12 protein-coding genes and 1 CRISPR repeat array are annotated in these 18,895 nt (G+C 63.9%); of the genes, 10 read left to right on the forward strand and 2 right to left on the reverse strand.

All coding sequences use genetic code 11. The features are described from left to right. Positions 1-50: 50 nt before the first annotated feature. The 10 genes from QQK43_RS00940 to QQK43_RS00985 all read left to right on the forward strand — a co-directional run bounded on the left by QQK43_RS00940 (position 51) and on the right by QQK43_RS00985 (position 13,683). On the forward strand, positions 51-2,435 hold the full coding sequence (locus tag QQK43_RS00940) for a CRISPR-associated endonuclease Cas3'' (RefSeq protein WP_284306248.1): 2,385 nt from the start codon (positions 51-53) through the stop codon (positions 2,433-2,435). A gap of 170 nt (positions 2,436-2,605) precedes the next feature. After that, a complete protein-coding gene (locus QQK43_RS00945; protein WP_284306249.1) occupies positions 2,606-2,767 on the forward strand; it encodes a hypothetical protein in 162 nt (53 codons plus the stop codon). Further along, on the forward strand, positions 2,764-3,450 hold the full coding sequence (gene cas5c, locus QQK43_RS00950) for a type I-C CRISPR-associated protein Cas5c (protein WP_284306250.1): 687 nt from the start codon (positions 2,764-2,766) through the stop codon (positions 3,448-3,450). The genes QQK43_RS00945 and cas5c overlap by 4 nt, the downstream gene beginning before the upstream one ends. Further along, positions 3,447-5,255, forward strand: a complete 1,809-nt coding sequence (cas8c, locus tag QQK43_RS00955; protein ID WP_284306251.1) for a type I-C CRISPR-associated protein Cas8c/Csd1 — start codon at positions 3,447-3,449, stop codon at positions 5,253-5,255. The genes cas5c and cas8c overlap by 4 nt, the downstream gene beginning before the upstream one ends. Before the next feature lie 23 nt (positions 5,256-5,278). Further along, positions 5,279-6,226, forward strand: a complete 948-nt coding sequence (cas7c, locus tag QQK43_RS00960) for a type I-C CRISPR-associated protein Cas7/Csd2 (RefSeq protein ID WP_284306252.1) — start codon at positions 5,279-5,281, stop codon at positions 6,224-6,226. Beyond that, entirely contained in the window at positions 6,223-6,879 is a 657-nt protein-coding gene (gene cas4 / locus QQK43_RS00965) for a CRISPR-associated protein Cas4 (RefSeq protein ID WP_284306253.1), read from the forward strand. Before cas7c ends, cas4 begins: the two co-directional genes overlap by 4 nt. 9 nt (positions 6,880-6,888) lie before the next feature. Next, complete coding sequence (cas1c, locus tag QQK43_RS00970; protein ID WP_284306254.1) at positions 6,889-7,935, forward strand: type I-C CRISPR-associated endonuclease Cas1c; 1,047 nt, start codon at positions 6,889-6,891, stop codon at positions 7,933-7,935. Positions 7,936-7,944: 9 nt separating this feature from the next. Next, entirely contained in the window at positions 7,945-8,235 is a 291-nt protein-coding gene (gene cas2, locus QQK43_RS00975; protein WP_284306255.1) for a CRISPR-associated endonuclease Cas2, read from the forward strand. Positions 8,236-8,448: 213 nt separating this feature from the next. Next, positions 8,449-11,557: direct repeats of the CRISPR family, unit length 36 nt; unit sequence GCTCGCCCGTCAGCAATGACGGGCGTGGATTGAAAC. 306 nt (positions 11,558-11,863) lie between these two features. Then, entirely contained in the window at positions 11,864-12,763 is a 900-nt protein-coding gene (locus QQK43_RS00980; protein ID WP_284306316.1) for a dienelactone hydrolase family protein, read from the forward strand. Between the two features lie 68 nt (positions 12,764-12,831). Further along, positions 12,832-13,683 carry a ZIP family metal transporter gene (locus QQK43_RS00985; RefSeq protein WP_284306256.1) on the forward strand — a complete coding sequence of 284 codons (852 nt, stop codon included), beginning with the start codon at positions 12,832-12,834 and terminating at the stop codon, positions 13,681-13,683. A gap of 36 nt (positions 13,684-13,719) precedes the next feature. Here the strand turns inward: QQK43_RS00985 and QQK43_RS00990 are convergent, their stop codons facing one another. Together QQK43_RS00990 and QQK43_RS00995 are read right to left on the reverse strand one after the other, a co-directional pair. Continuing rightward, positions 13,720-16,302 (reverse strand): PAS domain-containing sensor histidine kinase, encoded by a 2,583-nt coding sequence (locus QQK43_RS00990; RefSeq protein ID WP_284306257.1) that lies wholly within the window; start codon positions 16,300-16,302, stop codon positions 13,720-13,722. Beyond that, entirely contained in the window at positions 16,299-18,860 is a 2,562-nt protein-coding gene (locus QQK43_RS00995; RefSeq protein WP_284306258.1) for a PAS domain-containing sensor histidine kinase, read from the reverse strand. Before QQK43_RS00995 ends, QQK43_RS00990 begins: the two co-directional genes overlap by 4 nt. Positions 18,861-18,895: the final 35 nt, after the last annotated feature.

Consider the following 18,895-nt stretch of genomic DNA (forward strand, 5'->3'; position numbering starts at 1 on the left):
TCGCAGGCGTCACGACACGAAATCGAAACTGGGCAAACGGGAACACGCACATGGCGGCGCAGGATGCATTCAGTCAGGACTGGGCTCACTCCCCACCAGAGGGCAGCGGGAAAGACCCGCATTGGCTTGACGAGCATCTTCTGTCTGTGGGGCGTCTGGCTGCCGACTTCGCGCCCGAGCGTGCCCAAGCTGTCGCCCGACTGGCGGGCCTATGGCATGACCTGGGCAAACGCCGTCCTGGTTTTCAGGCATACATCCAGCGAACGGGCATCGTCGATGCTCACATCGAGCGTCTGGCTGACAAAGACAAGACCCACTCGGCTGCTGGAGCGCTTTGGGCCGTTCAACACCTTGAGCAGAGCCATGGACCACAAGGGAAGATTCTGGGTCGACTGCTTCAATACGTGATCGCGGGCCACCACGCAGGGCTCGATAACTGGGAAGGCGGCCAAGGGCTGGGTCTTTCCGCCCGCTTGGAGGGTCAAGATGCTCAGCGTGAGTTGTCAGAAGCCCTGGCGCGCCCGCAGGCCGACGACATTCTCAAAGCCATTCTGGCGGGCATCGACCTCAACAGCGTGGGTATCTGCAATGAGCACCAGAAGCTCAACCCTGGCCGCTTTGCTTTGTGGGTCAGGATGGTGTTTTCAGCGCTGGTGGACGCTGACTTTCTGGACACCGAGGTCTACATGGACGGCCGCAAAGCAGAAGCGCGCCGAGGCGAATGCGATCTTCGGCCGTTCCGGGATGAGCTGAATGCCTACCTCGCTGCCTTTGGGGAACCCAAGACGGCGGTCAACCGCATTCGAGCCGAAGTGCTGGCGCAATGCCACTCCAAAGCCAGTCAGCCTCCCGGGGTCTTCAGTCTCACGGTCCCCACCGGGGGCGGCAAGACTCTGTCGAGCTTGGCTTTCGCTTTGGATCATGCGGTCAAGCACGGTAAGCGGCGCATCGTCTACGCCATCCCATACACCAGCATCATCGAGCAGACCGCTGACGTGTTTCGCGAGGTCTTCAAGGCGTTGGGCGAAGACGCCGTGATCGAGCACCACAGCAATGCGGAGTCCAACCCAGAAGAAGAAACCACGCGTTCCCGACTGGCCTGCGAGAACTGGGACGCTCCGCTGATCGTCACCACCAACGTGCAGTTGTTCGAAAGCCTGTTTGCGCGGAAGACCTCGCGGTGTCGCAAGCTGCACAGTCTGGTCAACAGCGTGATCGTGCTGGACGAAGCGCAGTTGCTGCCGGTGGAGTTTTTGCAGCCCGTGGTGGATGTGTTGCGTTACCTCGTGCAGGACTTTGGCGTGACCGTGTTGCTGTGCACCGCTACCCAGCCTGCTCTCAACACACCGCCCAGCGTCGATCCCCAACGAGGCTTGAGGCGTTCCCTCGGCCCGGTAGCAGAGATCATCGACGACGTGCCTGGCTTGTACCGCGTGCTGGAGCGGGTTTGTGTGCACCTGCCTCCAAGTCTGGAAACCCCGCGCAGTTGGCCAGAACTCGCGGACGAAATCGCCAATCACGATGCCGCGCTCACCATCGTCAGCCGACGCGCCGATGCGGCTGAGCTGTTCCGTTTGATCAAGGCGCGCGCCGATGGCGCGCGGTGTTGGCACCTGTCAGCACTCATGTGCGCGCAGCACCGCAGCGACACCATCGCCGAGATCAAGAGCGCGCTGAAGGCGCGCCGGGAAGCACTGGCCGCAGGGCAACAACCAGTTCCCATTCATGTGGTGTCCACCCAGTTGGTTGAAGCTGGTGTCGATTTGGATTTCCCGGTGGTCTATCGAGCTTTGGCTGGGTTGGACTCCATCGCGCAGGCGGCGGGGCGGTGCAACCGCGAAGGCAAGTTGCCCGAGCCGGGGGCTGTGCATGTGTTCGTGCCCCCGACCAAAGCACCTCCGGGGTTGCTGACCTTGGCGCGAGACACCTGCAAGGCGGTATGGCGCGGTTTACCGGCAGATCCTTTTGCGTTGCCGCTGATCGACCTGTACTTCAAACGCCTGTATCACGATGCACCGTCTACGGACAAAGCACGCATTTGCGATCTGCTCAAGCTGGAGCCTGACCTGAAGGCGATGAGCCTGCCCGTTCAGTTTCGGGCTGCAGCCGATGCGTTCAAGCTCATTGACGAGAAAGACAGCGCCACGGTGCTGGTTCGCTACAGCAGTTCCAGCGCCCGCGACGATGTGGGTGCATTGATTGGCCTGCTGGAACGCGATGGCCCGGCCCGCTGGTTGATGCGCAAGTTGCAACGCTACGGCGTCACGATCTACCAGCACCAGGTGCGGCGTTTGGTGGACATGGGCGACATCGTGGAGGTGGCAACCTGCCCGGGCTTGTATGTGCAGCGCGAAGGATGGGAGGGGTTTTACGACCCGGTGATGGGTGCGAAGGTGGACTCGGCACCAGGAGACCCAAGTGCCTATGTGTCATAGGGGGTGGGGCTTTTGGCCCCACCCGTTCGACCTGCTCTTGGCAAGGACGCCTCTTGGTTTCAATCCGCACTGGTGACAGTGAGTGAAGAAAGTATAACAAACAAGGCAATGACGCTTCTTGGAAGTGATATGTTAGAGTGGCGCTCAGGTTTTGTATCTGAGGGGCCCCTATGCCGCCAAGAGTCAACTGGAAAGGTGTTTTTCGTGAACTGCGACTGCTGGCCACGCAGTTGCAGCCGGCGCGGTTCTTCGCTTTGTACGTGCTTCTTTTCATCATCGTGGCCGCCTATGTGGTTGGCTACATCGCAGACAAACTGGGGAGGATCCAATGAAACCGTTTTGCATTGAAGTTCGGGGCGACTACGCCTGTTTCACCCGGCCAGAGATGAAAGTTGAGCGGGTGTCTTACGACCTGATCACGCCGTCCGCAGCACGGGCGGTGTTCGAGGCCATTCTGTGGAAGCCCGCCATCCGATGGCGAATCACTCGGATCGAAGTGCTCCAGCCGGTGCGCTGGACCAGCGTGCGGCGCAATGAAGTGGGTGCGGTGACCTCTTCCCGCAACGCGCTCACCGCCATGAACGAAGGCCATGGTGAGCTGGCGCTCTACATTGAAGAAGAGCGCCAGCAACGCGCCAGTCTGCTTTTGCGCGATGTGGCCTACCGGCTGCACGCTGACATGGAGATGGTGGGGGACGATGCTCGCGCCAACCCCAACAAGTACATCGCCATGTTCAATCGCCGCGCTGAGGCGGGGCAGTGCGTGAATCAGCCCTATCTGGGCTGCCGTGAGTTTGCTGCCGCATTTCGGGCTGTCGAGCTGGTGGCAGATGGCCGGGGTGGCTGGCGCGTTGGACCGGATGAGCCGAGTGCATTGGACGACTGGTCGCCCGATCTGGGCTGGATGCTCTACGACATGGATTTCGCAGCCGGCCCTACACCCCAACCACGCTTTTTTCGTGCTCAGGTGCAAAGGGGTGTTCTTGACCTGAATCGTGTGGAGGTACGGGGATGATCCTGCAAGCCCTCTATGACTACTACCTGCGTCGCCAAGCCGACGTAGATCCTGCTCGCCGGTTGCCCGCGTATGGACTGGAGCAGAAGGAAATTGGCTTCATTCTCGAAGTGGACGAAAGTGGCCAGCTTCACGCGATCATCGACGCGCGTCAGATGTCTGGGAAAAAGAAGATCGGCACAAGCTACTTGGTGCCCAAGGGTGTCAAGAAGACCTCGGGCATAGCAGCCAACCTGCTGTGGGACAACGCCGAATACGTTCTTGCGCTTCCTGACGCTAAGAAGATGGAGTTGGCTCGCTCCAAAGGCGGTGCCGATGAGTACCTGGCCCGTCTCGTTGAAATGCAGCAGGCATTTCGAGACCGCATTTCGACACTTCCAGAGCGTGCTCAGAGCGATGCCGGGCTGCGTGGTGTGTTGGCCTTCCTGGATGCGAACCCGGCCGAACAGCTGACGCTATTTGCTGCCCATGCCGAGATTTCGGCGTCGAATCCTGTCTTGACGTTCCGGCTGGTTGATGACACGGCACTGGTATGTCAAAGACCGGGCGTTGCGCCTCATTTGGTTGCTGATGCACCAGCGTGGGAGGCAACCGAAGAGCGTGACGGTGCGAAGGCCATGTGCCTGATCACGGGCGATACCTTGCCAGTGGAGCGGTTACACACTGCGATCAAAGGCGTGTGGGGTGCACAGACATCCGGTGCCAACATCGTTTCTTTCAATCTGGATGCGTTCAATTCCTACGGCAAGAACCAGGGCGCGAACGCTCCAGTCAGCCAAGCAGCAGCCTTTGCTTACACCACAGCGCTGAACGCTTTGTTGGTGCGGGACTCCGATCAGCGCGTTCAGATTGGTGATGCCTCTACCGTCTTCTGGGCTCAGAAGCCCGACGCCCTGGAGCATGAGTTGGCTGCCTTGCTCGGCGGAGGTGACAACCCGGACGCGCACACCCAACAGGTCAAAGCCTTGTTTGATTCCGTTCACAGCGGTGGCTTCACGGGTGCGCGAGGAGACAACGCGTTCTATGTGTTGGGCTTGGCTCCAAATGCGGCGCGCATCTCGGTGCGGTTCTGGCACGCAGCTCCACTGCACGTCATCGCAGAGCGCATCGCGGCATGGTTTGATGACCTTTCACTGGTGCGTGGGCCGAACGATCCGGAGTTTCCGAGCCTCTTTCGCCTGCTCACTGCCGTGGCCTTGCAAGGCAAGGCCGACAACATCCCCCCCAGCTTGGGTGGCGATCTGATTCGCAGCATCTTCACCGGCGCGCCGTATCCCACGACTTGGCTTAACGCCGCCGTCCAACGCTGCCGCGCAGAACAGCAGGTCACGTACATGCGCGCGGCGGCCATCAAGGCTTACCTCAACCGTTCCCTCACCACATCTGATTCACAACCCAGGGAGATTCAACCCATGCTCGACATCGAAAGTCTGTCCACGGCGTACCGCTTGGGTCGCCTGTTTGCCACGCTGGAGAAGATCCAGGAAGAAGCCAGTCCTGGTCTGAACGCAACGATTCGAGAGCGTTACTACGGCGCCGCATCCAGCACACCCGTGGCGGTGTTCACCACGCTGATGCGTTTGAAGAATCACCACCTTGCCAAGTTTCAGAGCAAAGGGCGGGCGGTGAACTTCGAGAAGTTGCTTGCGGAAATCATGTCGGGTATTTCGGACTTCCCCGTGCACATGAACCTGCCGGACCAGGGCCGTTTCGCCATCGGCTACTACCACCAGCGACAAGACTTTTTCACGAAGCGTGAATCGGCAGAAACCGAAAGCACTGCGCAGACCGAAACCGCTCACTGAACCCACCCCAGGAGGAAACTGAAATGAACTTGACCAATCGCTACGACTTCGTATTGCTGTTCGACGTGAAAGACGGCAACCCCAATGGAGACCCGGATGCAGGCAATCTGCCGCGTCTGGACGCGGAGACGGGACACGGCCTGATGACCGACGTGGCGCTCAAGCGCAAGGTGCGCAACTTCGTCGCGCTGACCCAGGATCAGACCGAAAAGGCGCCGGAAGCCGGGGAGAAGCGTTTCGAGATCTATGTCCGAGAGAAGGCCATCCTGAACCTCCAGCACCAGCGCGCCTACTCGGCACTCAAGCTGGATGCGCCGGCGGATGAGGTCGCAGAAGCCGCTGAGGGTGAAGACAAGAAGGCTAAGAAAGGCGGCAAGGAAAAGCGCAAAGGAAGCGCCAGCGATGTGGACCTGGCCCGCAAGTGGATGTGCCAGAACTTCTTCGACGTTCGCACGTTCGGTGCGGTGATGTCCACCGGCACCAATGCCGGGCAGGTTCGGGGCCCTGTGCAACTGACGTTTGCCCGCTCGATCGATCCCATCGTCGCACTGGAGCATTCCATCACCCGCATGGCCGTAGCCACCGAAGCGGAGGCCGAGAAGCAGCAGGGTGACAACCGCACCATGGGCCGCAAGCACACCGTGCCGTATGGCCTGTACATGGCGCATGGTTTTGTGTCGTCCTTCCTGGCCAAGCAGACCGGATTCGACGAGGACGACCTGGAGTTGTTGTGGCAGTCGCTGGAACACATGTTCGAGCACGACCGATCAGCGGCACGCGGTGAGATGTCGACTCGCGGGCTCTACGTTTTCAAGCACGATAGCGAGCTGGGCAATGCACATGCCCACAAACTGTTCGAGCGCATCAAAGTCAAGAAGACGGCGGATGTGCCTCGCGGCTTCTCGGACTATGGGGTTGAAGTGGATGAGTCGGATATGCCCGCTGGGGTGACTTTGCTCCGCAAGGTGTGAGCGAAGAAGACCCCATCCCCCTGTCAGCCCTGCAGCACTGGGCGTACTGCCCCCGTCAGTGCGGCCTGATCCATCTGGATCAGGCCTTTGACGAGAACGTCCACACCCTGCGGGGGCAGGCTGTGCACAAGCGGGTGGATCAACCGGGTGTTGAGACCGCCAAGGGCGTGCGGGTGGAGCACGCACTGCCTTTGTGGCACGACGGCCTGGGCATGCTCGGCAAGGCCGATGCGGTGGAGTTCGACAAGGCGGGGCGCCCCTACCCGGTGGAATACAAACACGGTAGCCGGCACAAGGCGGCGGACATCGCGGCGTGCGACGACCTTCAGCTCGCGGCGCAGGCCATGTGTCTGGAGACGATGACGGGTTTCACCATTCCCGAAGGAGCCATCTACTACGCCAGTTCCAAGCGCCGCCGGGTGGTGGCTCTGGATGCCGCGTTGCGCGCCCAGGTGGAGTCGGTGGTTGGCGAGGTGCGGCGCATGTTGGGCGCTCAGCGTCTGCCGCCACCCTTGAGCGGTGAGACGGCGGTGCAGCGCTGCAAGGGGTGCTCTCTGCGTGACCGTTGTCAGCCGCAAGCGGGCGCCGCCGCGTTGCGCCGTGCGGCCCTGGGCTTGTTCGATCCGGACGTTGATCTGGGACCAGAAGGGTAGGCGGTCCGCATGCACTTGCTCAACACCTTGTATGTCAACACGCAGGACAGCTACCTGCGGTTGGACAACGACACGCTGCGGGTGCTGGTGGATGACGAGACGCGCTTGCGTGTGCCCTTGCATCACCTGCAGTCGGTGGTGTGTTTTGGCCGGGTGGGGGTTTCCTTGCCGCTGATGCACCGCTTGGCCGAGGAGGGCATGGCCCTGGTGCTGCTGGACGAAAACGGGCGCTTCAAGGCGCGGTTGGAGGGGCCGACGTCTGGCAATGTCTTGCTGCGCCGTGCTCAGCACACCCAGTCGATGGACGCTGCGTTTGCACTCGGCATTGCGCGCGCCTGTGTGGCGGGCAAGGTGCGCAATGCCCGGCAGGTGTTGCTGCGGGGCGCGCGAGACAGTCGCAGCGAGGCCGACGCGGCGGCACTGACGCGTGGCGCGCAAGACTTGGCCGCCACGCTGCGTGCTTTGCCTGATGCGGGTGACCTGGATGTGCTGCGTGGCCTGGAAGGCGAGGCCGCGCGACAGTACTTTGACCGGCAGCCCTTGTTGGTCAAGGCGGATTTGCGTTCGGTGTTCTCCATGGACGGGCGAACTCGACGGCCGCCTCGTGATCGCATGAACGCGTTGTTGTCCTTTCTGTATTCCATGTGGATGAACGATTGCCGCAGCGCGCTGGAGTCCGTTGGGTTGGACCCGCAGGTGGGGTTTCTTCATGTGCTGCGCCCCGGTCGGGCAGCGCTGGCGCTGGACCTGATGGAGGAGTTCCGTTCGTTCGCGGATCGTCTTGCGTTGTCGCTGGTCAACCGCCATCAGGTTCAGGAGGACGATTTCATCGTGAGCACCGGAGGCGGGGTTTCTTTGAAGCCGGACGCGCGAAAGGCGGTTGTGGTGGCTTTTCAGGAGCGCAAGCAGGAGGAGGTTCAACACCCGGTGTTGAAGCAGACGCTGCCGCTTGGTCTGGTGCCCTTGGTGCAGGCGCGACTGATGGCGCGGGCGATCCGTCAGGAGAGTGACGAGTCCGGGCTGGTCACAGGGTATCTGCCTTTTCTGGTGCGGTGAGGTGTCGGCGTGCTGGTGATCGTTTGTTATGACGTGAGCACAGAGACCGCCGCTGGCCGGCGCCGATTGAGGCGTGTGGCCAAAGTCTGCGAGAGCACGGGGCAGCGGGTCCAAAAGTCTGTGTTCGAGTGCCGGGTCGAGCTGTCTGGTTTCGAAGAGCTGGAGCGAAAGCTGCTGGCCGAGATCGAACCGACGCAGGACTGCTTGCGGCTGTACCGCGTCCCGGATGTTCGCGGCGCCGAGGTGCGCGAACACGGGCATTTCAAAGCGGTGGATTTCGACGGTCCGCTCGTGCTTTGAGTTGGTGATGGCCGTGTCGGCGGCTTATCATGACTGCGCGAACCTGAAGTGCCGGACGGTGCCTTGGAAGGTTCGCGCACCTCGTATTCCATTGATTTCTTGAATGTTTTCCTCACTTGCTGTTTTGGGCGAAGCGATTTTTCAGCGTTGCCGCTTGCGGTTCGCGCAGAGTCTGAAAAATGTGGTGATGGATCAAGTTGATGGATGCGAAGTGCTCGCCCGTCAGCAATGACGGGCGTGGATTGAAACCTCGCCCAAGTGCAGGCCCTCATGGCCAGCCTCGACGCTCGCCCGTCAGCAATGACGGGCGTGGATTGAAACCACCAGGCGCGCATCGCCGTCGCGCAGATCCTGCGCTCGCCCGTCAGCAATGACGGGCGTGGATTGAAACATCGCCAGGTGCCCCAGCTGTGGGACGCAGCCACCGGCTCGCCCGTCAGCAATGACGGGCGTGGATTGAAACAATGCTGTTCTGGTCGGCCATGGCGGTAGGTGCGGTGGCTCGCCCGTCAGCAATGACGGGCGTGGATTGAAACTCCTGTGGTGCGGGGTTGGGGATTGGGGTGGTCAGGCGCGCTCGCCCGTCAGCAATGACGGGCGTGGATTGAAACTACATGAACCGCGATGCCATGGACGGTTTCGATCGCTCGCCCGTCAGCAATGACGGGCGTGGATTGAAACTCGTGATACCACTCCAGCGCGTCCAGGCCCTCATTGCTCGCCCGTCAGCAATGACGGGCGTGGATTGAAACGAGCGCAAGGGTGTGCGTGAGAATCTGGACGCCGGCGCTCGCCCGTCAGCAATGACGGGCGTGGATTGAAACAGGCGTGAGGCCGCGGGCGGCTTCGGCGGCGAGCGCTCGCCCGTCAGCAATGACGGGCGTGGATTGAAACGTGTCGAGGAAGTCCTGCACCATCGCCGGCGTCACGCTCGCCCGTCAGCAATGACGGGCGTGGATTGAAACCCGCAACGCTCGGGCGACTGAGCGAACCGCCGGCGCTCGCCCGTCAGCAATGACGGGCGTGGATTGAAACGCACGCAATGGCGACGTGTGCCACGGCCCCGGGCGCTCGCCCGTCAGCAATGACGGGCGTGGATTGAAACCGCCCCGAGCAGATCAAGAGCGCCACCGGCAACAGCTCGCCCGTCAGCAATGACGGGCGTGGATTGAAACGCGCTATCTCGAAGTCACCGAAACCGTAACGCTGGCTCGCCCGTCAGCAATGACGGGCGTGGATTGAAACCACGCTGTAGCGTGGGTAGTAGCGCAGGCGGTCGCCGCTCGCCCGTCAGCAATGACGGGCGTGGATTGAAACGATGCGCGTGTTCCCGATCATGGCCGGCTATGCCGACGCTCGCCCGTCAGCAATGACGGGCGTGGATTGAAACGAGAAGCTGCGCACGGAGGTGCTTCAGACCCGGAGCTCGCCCGTCAGCAATGACGGGCGTGGATTGAAACCCGCTGTGCTGGAAATACTGAGCCCGGGGCACACCGCTCGCCCGTCAGCAATGACGGGCGTGGATTGAAACTTCGGGAAGCGGTGCGGCTTGTCGATGATGCGTTCCCAGCTCGCCCGTCAGCAATGACGGGCGTGGATTGAAACAAGGAGCTGAACAAGGTTGCATCCGGAATGTCGAGCTCGCCCGTCAGCAATGACGGGCGTGGATTGAAACATCTCGTCCACCGTGGCCGAGCCCGACCCTAACAAGCTCGCCCGTCAGCAATGACGGGCGTGGATTGAAACTACATGCCTGTCGGCGCCATCACCTGGCTCTCGCTGCTCGCCCGTCAGCAATGACGGGCGTGGATTGAAACAACATCACCTCCATTGCCGCGGCCGGGCGGACCAACGCTCGCCCGTCAGCAATGACGGGCGTGGATTGAAACGCCCAGTTGCGCCATCGTCGATGAGTACCATGAGCGCTCGCCCGTCAGCAATGACGGGCGTGGATTGAAACAATGTGCCCGACGAGCTGCTCTCGCAGTTGCAGGGGCTCGCCCGTCAGCAATGACGGGCGTGGATTGAAACCCGACGCTGGGCCGCGCGCTGAACTGGCAGGAGCGGCTCGCCCGTCAGCAATGACGGGCGTGGATTGAAACTGACCATCGTGCACCCGAACTACGCTCCGCGTGAAGCTCGCCCGTCAGCAATGACGGGCGTGGATTGAAACACGCTGCCCAAGGCCGAAAAAGCCATCCTGGCCCTGCTCGCCCGTCAGCAATGACGGGCGTGGATTGAAACTTCGGCGACGACGGCGACGTGTTCCACGAGATCAGCGCTCGCCCGTCAGCAATGACGGGCGTGGATTGAAACACGCTGCCCAAGGCCGAAAAAGCCATCCTGGCCCTGGCTCGCCCGTCAGCAATGACGGGCGTGGATTGAAACCTCAAGCGGATCGCCCGCTGATGGAACAGTGGCAGTGCTCGCCCGTCAGCAATGACGGGCGTGGATTGAAACTTGTCCCAGAACTTGTATTCAATGCGCCCGTACTGGCTCGCCCGTCAGCAATGACGGGCGTGGATTGAAACCAACGTATTGGCCAGCGCGTCGAGCTCGCGCGCCAGGCTCGCCCGTCAGCAATGACGGGCGTGGATTGAAACCACCCAGCGTCCCACAGCAGGCGCCGGCTGCGCACGGCTCGCCCGTCAGCAATGACGGGCGTGGATTGAAACAAAACAGGGTGGCTTGACGCCGGTCGGGCGGTGCGGCTCGCCCGTCAGCAATGACGGGCGTGGATTGAAACTCGCGGAACTCATCGGTGCCGCGAAAATAGATCAGGGCTCGCCCGTCAGCAATGACGGGCGTGGATTGAAACCAGGTCGACAAGGCCGGCTCCGTCAACACCGCCCGGGCTCGCCCGTCAGCAATGACGGGCGTGGATTGAAACCGCTCGGCGGTGCCACCCACGCCCTGGTGCAGCTGGCTCGCCCGTCAGCAATGACGGGCGTGGATTGAAACACGCTCATCGTGCAGAACCAGCAGGGCGAGCGCACGGCTCGCCCGTCAGCAATGACGGGCGTGGATTGAAACGCCGACGCAGAGCGCACACCCGCCCAGCTGCGCGAGGGCTCGCCCGTCAGCAATGACGGGCGTGGATTGAAACCGCCGCGTGCAGGCCGCCAAGCAGGCCGCCACCGCAGGGCTCGCCCGTCAGCAATGACGGGCGTGGATTGAAACCAGAGGAAGGTGATCAGGGTGGACTTGCCGGCGTGGCTCGCCCGTCAGCAATGACGGGCGTGGATTGAAACTACGGCCTTACCATCGTTGGCCGCAACCTCTCAAGGCTCGCCCGTCAGCAATGACGGGCGTGGATTGAAACCTGAGTTCGTCGCCCGGTGAACGGGAGCGCAGAGCGGGCTCGCACGTCAGGAATGACTGCGTGGATCGAAAGCTTGAGATTGGTTTGACTTTTGTTGAGTTGTAGCCCTTTTTGTGTTGCGGGAGACAGCATTTGGAATGGCATGCCGCTGGGATAAATGCAGCACGTCCAAAAGTCATACCGCGCTCTTCAATGGGGTCACCAAGAATAAGCACAACCATTTCGTTCATCGTCTGCGTGGGTGAACTTTCAGGTTTCAAATTGGATCACCACAGCTTTCCCACCCCCAAACAGGAGATGACCACCATGCTCAACGAATCGCAGACTCAGGACCTTTCCGCTCTGCTGCCCGGCCAGTCGACCGAGGCCGGTCCCACCCGCCGCACCGCGCTCAAGGCCGCGCTGGGCGTGGGTTATGCGGCCTCCACGTTGCCGACGCTGGCGCAGACGGCGATCAAGACCCCGGCCGACGGCCTCACGGTCGGCGAGGTGATGATCGACGTGAACGGCTTTTCCATGCCGGCCTACCGCGCCGCGCCGGCGGGCAAGACCGGGTTGCCGGTGGTGCTGGTGTTGTCCGAGATCTTCGGGGTGCACGAATACATCGCCGACACCGCGCGCCGTTTCGCCCGGGCCGGCTATCTGGCCATTGCGCCGGAGCTGTTCGTGCGCCAGGGCGACGCGCAGGGGTATGGCGAGATGGCCAAGCTCATCGCCGAGGTGATCTCCAAGGTGCCCGACGCGCAGGTGCTCGGCGATCTGGACGCCACCGTGAAATGGGCGGCGGCCCATGGCGGCGACACCCGGAAGCTGGGTGTGACGGGCTTCTGCTGGGGGGGGCGTCAGACGTGGCTGTACGCGGCCCACAACCCGGCGGTGAAGGCCGGCGTGGCCTGGTATGGCCGCCTGGTGGGGGCACAGAACGACCTGACGCCGCGCAACCCCATCGACGTGGCGGCGCAGCTCCATGGCCCGGTGCTGGGCCTCTACGGCGAGGCCGACACCGGCATTCCGCTGGACTCCGTTGATAAGATGAAGGCTGCGCTGGCGGCCGGCAATGCGGCGGCCAAGGCGTCGACCTTTGTGGTGTACCCCGAGGCGCCCCATGCCTTCCACGCGGACTACCGGCCGAGCTACCGACAGGCTGCCGCCGAAGACGGCTGGAAGCGTGCACTGGCCTGGTTCCAGCAGCACGGCGTGGCCTGAACCGGGCCGGAACCTCTCTGTCACAGGGCCGCGGGAGCGGCCCTTTTTTTGTGGATGGAAACAACAAGATGACCCTGTTTGCGATCCTGCTGGGCACGGTGGCCGCCGGCGTTGGCAGTGTGTGGCTGGCGGCGGTGCTGGGGTTCGCGATGCTGGCGCGCTTCACCCAGCACATGCTCAGCCTGGCGGCGGGGGCCTTGATGGCCACGGCATTCATGCACCTGCTGCCCGAGGCGTTCGAGAGCGCGGCGGGTGCGCACGAGCTGTTCGCGCTGTTGCTGGCAGGGTTGGTGTTTTTCTTCTTGCTGGACAAGGCCGAACTCTGGCACCACGGCCATGAGCACGGCCAGGCCGGGATGGCGGCAGATGCCGGGCACGGTGGTCATGACCATCACCATCCCGCCGCGGGTCACCACCACCATCACGCGGGACATCACCACCACGCAGCGGCCGAAGGGGGCCTGCGCTCTGGCGGCTGGACGGTGCTGGCCGGCGACAGCGTGCACGCCTTCGGCGACGGCATCCTGATCGCCTCGGCGTTCCTGGCGGACATGCGGCTGGGCGTGGTGGCGGCGCTGGCGGTGCTGGCGCACGAGGTGCCGCACCACATGGGCGACCTGGCGGTCCTGCGTGCGACCTCGGGTACGCAGCGCGCGGCCTTGCTCAAGGTGTCGCTGGCCGGCACCGTGACGGCGTTGGGTGGGGTCACGGGGTACTTTCTGCTGTCGCAGTTTGCCGACTGGCTGCCGTACTTTCTGGTGGCTGCGTCGAGCAGCTTCATCTACGTTGCACTGGCCGACCTGATCCCGCAACTGCAAAAACGCCTGAGCCTGGGGCAGACGGTGGCCCAGGTGCTGTGGCTGGTGGCCGGCATCGGGCTGGTGACTTTGGTAAGCCGCTTCGCCCACCACGCGCACTGAAGCACCTGGCCTGCCGGATGCGCCCTTGCGGCGCCTTCAGCCGTCAATGCCAGGCCGGCCGAAGGAAAACCGGAAGGTGGCACCGGCGCCGACGGCGCCCTGGGCCTGGATTTCACCGCCGTGCCGCTCGATGATGCGGCGCACTGTGGCCAGCCCGATGCCCGTGCCCTCGAACTCCTGTGGTGAGTGCAGGCGGGTGAAGGGCTTGAACAGGCGGTCGGCACGCGACATGTCGAAGCCGGCGCCGTTGTCGCGGATGTAGAACTGCGGCACGGCGGTGTCGACCGCGTCTGGCGTGGCTGCCAGCAGACCGAGCTCGATCATGGCATCAGGCTGCTGGCGCGAGTATTTCCAGGCGTTGCCCAGCAGGTTTTCCAGCACGATCTGCGCCATGCGGGGGTCGCAGTTGGCACGCAGGCCTGGGGCGATGCAGATGCGCACCTCGCGGGTGGGGTCGCGATCGCGCTCGCGGCGGATCACGCTTTCGGCCAGGTCTGTGAGGTCGGTGTCCATGCGCTGGAGCTGCCCCTGGCTGACCCGGGCCAGCGACAGCAGATCGGTGATCAGGCTGCCCATGCGGGTCACGGAATCCTGCACCCGCTGCATGAGGTCGCGGTCGTCCGGCTGCAGGCGGTCATCGAGCTGTTCCTGCAGCAGGTGCATGAAGCCGTCGATCGCGCGCAGGGGTGACTTCAGATCGTGCGAGACAGTGTAGGCGAAGGCGTCGAGCTCGCGATTGAGGTAATGCAACTGCGCGGTTCGTTCGGCCACGCGCTGCTCCAGCGTTCCGTGCAGGGACGCGATTTCGCGGTCACGCCGCAGCCGCTGCAGCTCGGCGGTGCAACGGCTGCCGAAGATGGTCAGCAGGGAGGGCAGGTCGTGCTGGCGCGGTGGACGGTCGCGCCAGACCGCCATCAGCAGGCCGACCGGTGCGCCGTCGTCATCCCGCAGGGGCATGCCCGCGAACGCGCGCAGGGGGGCGTGGCGGAACGGGGCGACCAGCGGCATCGGGCCGGGCTCGGGGATTTCGTGCTGCAGGAGCCGGTGCTGTTGCAGGGTCTGCTCGCACAGCGTGAAGTGCAGCGGGTGCTCCTGCGGCGGCAGCAGTTGGCCTTGCCAGATCGTGGCCAGGGTGCGCAGCCGGCGGTGCTCGCCGACTTCGCCGACCATCACGCCGTCGGCACCGATGGCGCGGGCCAGGTGCTCCACCAACGACCGGAAAAAGGCTTCCCCCACTTCTTCCGAGACCCCCTGGGCCACGTTGAGCAGGATGGCTTCGCGGCGCTTTTCTTCGGCCACGTTGAGGGTGAAGGAGAGGATGCAGGGTTCGCCATCGAGCTCGATCTTTTCCGCCCAGACCTTTACGTCGACCACCTCGCCCGCCTTGGTGCGCATGCGGGTCTCGTAGCCGGCCAGCCGCCCGTCGTGCAGCAACTGGGCCACGTAGCGGTCACGGTCTTCGCGCGATGGCCACACGCCGGCCTCCAGCGCATTGCGGCCCGCAAAGTCGGCCTGGGTCCAGCCCAGCACCCGCTCGTTGGCCGGGTTGACCTCGACGAACTGGCCGTCCGACAGGCGCGTGATCGTCATCCCCAGGGGGCTGAAATTGAAGGCTTTGGAGAAGCGGTCACGGGATTGTTCGAGTTCGCGCCGCGAGGCCACTTCGGCCGTCACGTCGATCACCATCACCATGACGAGGTCCTCGTCGCCCGGACGCACCACCTCGGCATGCACTTTGGCGTCGAACAGGGTGCCGTCTTTGCGCCGGCCTTGTGCCTGCATGCCTCGCACCCGTCCGCTGGCGTGCAGCGCCGCCCGAAAGGCCTGCCGGTCTGGCGGGTGATGCCACAGCGTCGGTGGGGTCTGGTGCAGCAGTTCGCTGCGCGGGTAGCCGAACATCTGGATGAAGGCCTCGTTGGCTTCCACCAGAGTGCGAGAGGCCAGCACCTGGACCGCACAGGCCGCCGGGTTGTTGCGGAACAGCGCCTGCAGGTGCGCCTGGCTGGCCTTCAATTCGTCCTGCGTCCGGATGACTTCTTCGAGGGCCCGGTTCTGGGCCTGGAACGCGTGGATCATGCGGCGGCGTCCGAAACTCACGGCCACGAGCAGGCTCAGCAGCACCGCCGCCTGCGTGACCCAGACCGCCCACCCGGTGTCCATATCCGTCACCGGCAGCAGGCCCCGGTTTTCCATCAGGTTGAGGGCGCCCAGCAGGGCGATGGCCAGCGCAGCGCACAACAGCATGCTGCGCCGTGGCAGGAAGGTGCCGGCGCCGACGACCGCGGCCAGCATCACCAGTGAGGCCGAGCTGCGCACCGAGCCCTGGGCGGCGATGGCCGCGCCCGAGGCCAGCACCAGCACATAGACCAGCAGGTTGGCCACGCGCTGGCGCTGGCCGTAGTGATAGAGCCCCAGGAGCAGCCAGACGGCAGCGGTGAGCGCCATGGCCACCAGCGACAGCGGCGTCAGACCTTCACGGGCGAAAACGCTGCCGGTGACCAGCGGGCTCGACAGCGCGATGCCCAGCAGCAGCACGAACAGCGACCGCTCCTGATACTGCCGGATGCCGGGTGGCTGCGCGGCGGTCAGCGGGGCGCCATCGTCCGCTGGCAAGGTCATGGCGCCGTCTCCGGGCCGGGGGTGTCGGGCGCGCTCAGCGTGAACCGGAATTCGGCACCCCGGCCCGGTTCGGCGCAGGCACTGATGGTGCCGCCATGGCGCTCGACCGCACGGCGCACGGTGGCCAGGCCGATGCCGGTGCCCTCAAAGCCGCTGCCGGGCCTGTGCAGGCGCTGGAACGGTTTGAAAAGTTTGTCGGCATACGCCATGTTGAATCCGGTGCCGTTGTCGCGCACCACAAAAACCGGCGCACCCCCGTCGGCGGGAAGCTCGCTGTGGAATTCGATCAGCGGTTGCGGCTGGTCCCGGGTGTACTTCACCGCGTTGCCGAGCAGGTTTTCGAGGGCAATGCGTATCAGGCGCGGATCGCAGTGCGCCTGCAGGCCCGGGGCGATCCGCCACTGGAGCATGCGTTGGGGTTGCCGTTCCTGTTCATGCTCCAGCACCTCCTGGGCCATGGCGCTCATGTCCACCGGTTGGCGCTCCAGCGCGCCCTGGCTGATGCGTGCCAGGGCCAGCAGGTCGGCGATCAGCATGCCCATGCGCTGGGTGGCTCCGAGCACGCGATCGAGCAACTGGCGCTCTTCAGGCGTGGCCTTTTCGTCCAGCAGGTCGTTGAGCACGCGGGTGAAGCCGTCGATGGCCCGCAGCGGCGACTTCAGGTCGTGCGAGACGGAATAGGCGAAGGAGTCGAGTTCGTCGTTGAGCTTCTGCAGTTCTGCCGTGCGCTCGAGCACCCGCTGTTCGAGCGTGGCGTTGAGCTGGCGGACTTCGCGTTCACGGCGGGCCCGCAGCAACTCCGCGGTGGCCCGGCCGGCAAAGATGGACATCAGCGTCTGACGCTGGGTGTCCAGCGCCATGGGGGCTTTCCACAGGGCGTGCAGGATGCCGATGGGCTGGCCGTCTTCGTCGAACAGGCCCTGGCCCACATAGGCCTTGAAGCCGTGGCCTTTGAGCTCGGCGTCGTTGGGGAACAGCAGGTCCACGTCGCGGGCGAAGATGCACAGGGAGGGGTGGCGCATGGCCTGTTCGCAGGGGGTCCCGGCCAGCAGGTAGCTGTAGTCCGGGGCCCGCGCGCCGTCGGCGTAGACGGCCAGGGTACGCATCCATTGGTCGTCGGTCGTTTCCGCCAGGCCGGCCATGTCGGCGCCCAGCGCTTGGGCCATGTGGCGTGTCAGGCTGTCGAACAGGGCTTCACCGGTGTGGCCGGCCATGCCGCGCGCCAGCTCGCTCAGCAGCGCTTCGCGCCGCTTTTCTTCGCTGACGTTGACGGTGCAGGAAAGCACGCAGGGTTCGCCGTCGATGTCGATGATTTCCGCCCACAGGCGCGAATCGACCAGCCGGCCGTCTTTGTGCCGCATGCGCGTTTCGTAGCCGTGTACGTGACCGTCCCGCCGCAGCCGGGCCACAAAGGCGGCGCGGTCTTCGGGCGAGGGCCACACGCCCATTTCCACGGAGGTCTTGCCCAGCAGTTCGTCTCGCGGTCGGCCCTGGACTTTGTCTTCGGCCCGGTTGACTTCGATGAACTGACCGTCCGACAGGCGGGTGACGGTCATGTTCAGCGGGCTGAAGTTGAAGGCCTTGGAAAAGCGTTCTTCGGAGCGGCGCAACTGTTCCATCGCCGCGTTCTGCGCGGTCACGTCGTCGACCGTGGTGATGATGAGCTGGTCGCTGCGGGCGTCACCCAACTCAGAGGAAATCACGGCTTCAAAGGTGCTGCCATCGGCTCGTCGGCAGTGCACGGCCACTTTCTCGGTGCGGCGCTCGTGCCAGAGGCGGTGGAGGTAGGCTTCGCGGTGTTCCGGTTCTGCCCACAGGAAGGCGTCGTCATGCCCCAGCACTTGTGACCGCTTGTAGCCGAAATGGCGTTCGAAGGCCGGGTTGACGTCGAGAATGCGGCCAGTCCGGGCCGATTGGGCCACCAGCGGGCTCGGGCTGTTGCGGAAGATGCGGGCAAACCGGCTCATGCTGCGATCGCGCTGGCGTTCGCTCGCCCGACGCGCTTCCAGCTCGGTGCTCAGCCGGTGCAGCGCCTGGTCGTTCTGGCGCCGCGCGTAGAAGACCACCAGGGCGACGACCATGGTGGTTGCCCCGTGTGTGAGCAAGGTGTTGAGGGTGATGGTGAGCGACTCGACGCGGATGTGGCCGTGCCATTCGGCCAGCGTGAGCAGCGCCATGGCCCCGAGCGCGAAACACACGGCCGCGACCAGGGCCCGTCGACTGAGAAAGATGCCGGCTCCGGCCACAGCGGCCACCATGGCGCTGGTCGAGGCCGAACGCAGTGAGCCGTAAGCCACGGCGTCCAGCATGGCGGCCAGTTGTGTGCCGAAGACGAGCACGTGAACGACATAGCGCCGGTAGCCCAGATGCAGCAGGGCCACACAGGCCCAGGCCAACACTGCGATGAGCCCCGGAGCGGCGGCATCGATCGGTTTTTGCGCGTACAGAAGGGGGACCAGTGCCGAGCTGAACACTCCCACCACGAGGGCGATCAGGCGCTCGGTGTCGGCGTGCAGATGGCGCGCGGGAACGGCCGGAGTGCGGGGGAATAATTTCAAGTTGCGCGCCAGTGAACGGAAAGGCAAGCCGGGCG

It is taken from the genome of Hydrogenophaga electricum, from assembly GCF_030160815.1.
GTDB lineage: Bacteria > Pseudomonadota > Gammaproteobacteria > Burkholderiales > Burkholderiaceae_C > Hydrogenophaga > Hydrogenophaga electricum.

Coding starts and splice junctions, on each gene's coding strand:
- cas5c (WP_284306250.1), top strand. CDS start 2,764: ATGAAACCGTTTTGCATTGAAGTTCGGGGCGACTACGCCTGTTTCACC.
- QQK43_RS00980 (WP_284306316.1), top strand. CDS start 11,864: ATGCTCAACGAATCGCAGACTCAGGACCTTTCCGCTCTGCTGCCCGGC.
- QQK43_RS00945 (WP_284306249.1), top strand. CDS start 2,606: ATGCCGCCAAGAGTCAACTGGAAAGGTGTTTTTCGTGAACTGCGACTG.
- cas7c (WP_284306252.1), top strand. CDS start 5,279: ATGAACTTGACCAATCGCTACGACTTCGTATTGCTGTTCGACGTGAAA.
- QQK43_RS00985 (WP_284306256.1), top strand. CDS start 12,832: ATGACCCTGTTTGCGATCCTGCTGGGCACGGTGGCCGCCGGCGTTGGC.
- QQK43_RS00940 (WP_284306248.1), top strand. CDS start 51: ATGGCGGCGCAGGATGCATTCAGTCAGGACTGGGCTCACTCCCCACCA.
- QQK43_RS00990 (WP_284306257.1), bottom strand. CDS start 16,302: ATGACCTTGCCAGCGGACGATGGCGCCCCGCTGACCGCCGCGCAGCCA.
- cas8c (WP_284306251.1), top strand. CDS start 3,447: ATGATCCTGCAAGCCCTCTATGACTACTACCTGCGTCGCCAAGCCGAC.
- cas1c (WP_284306254.1), top strand. CDS start 6,889: ATGCACTTGCTCAACACCTTGTATGTCAACACGCAGGACAGCTACCTG.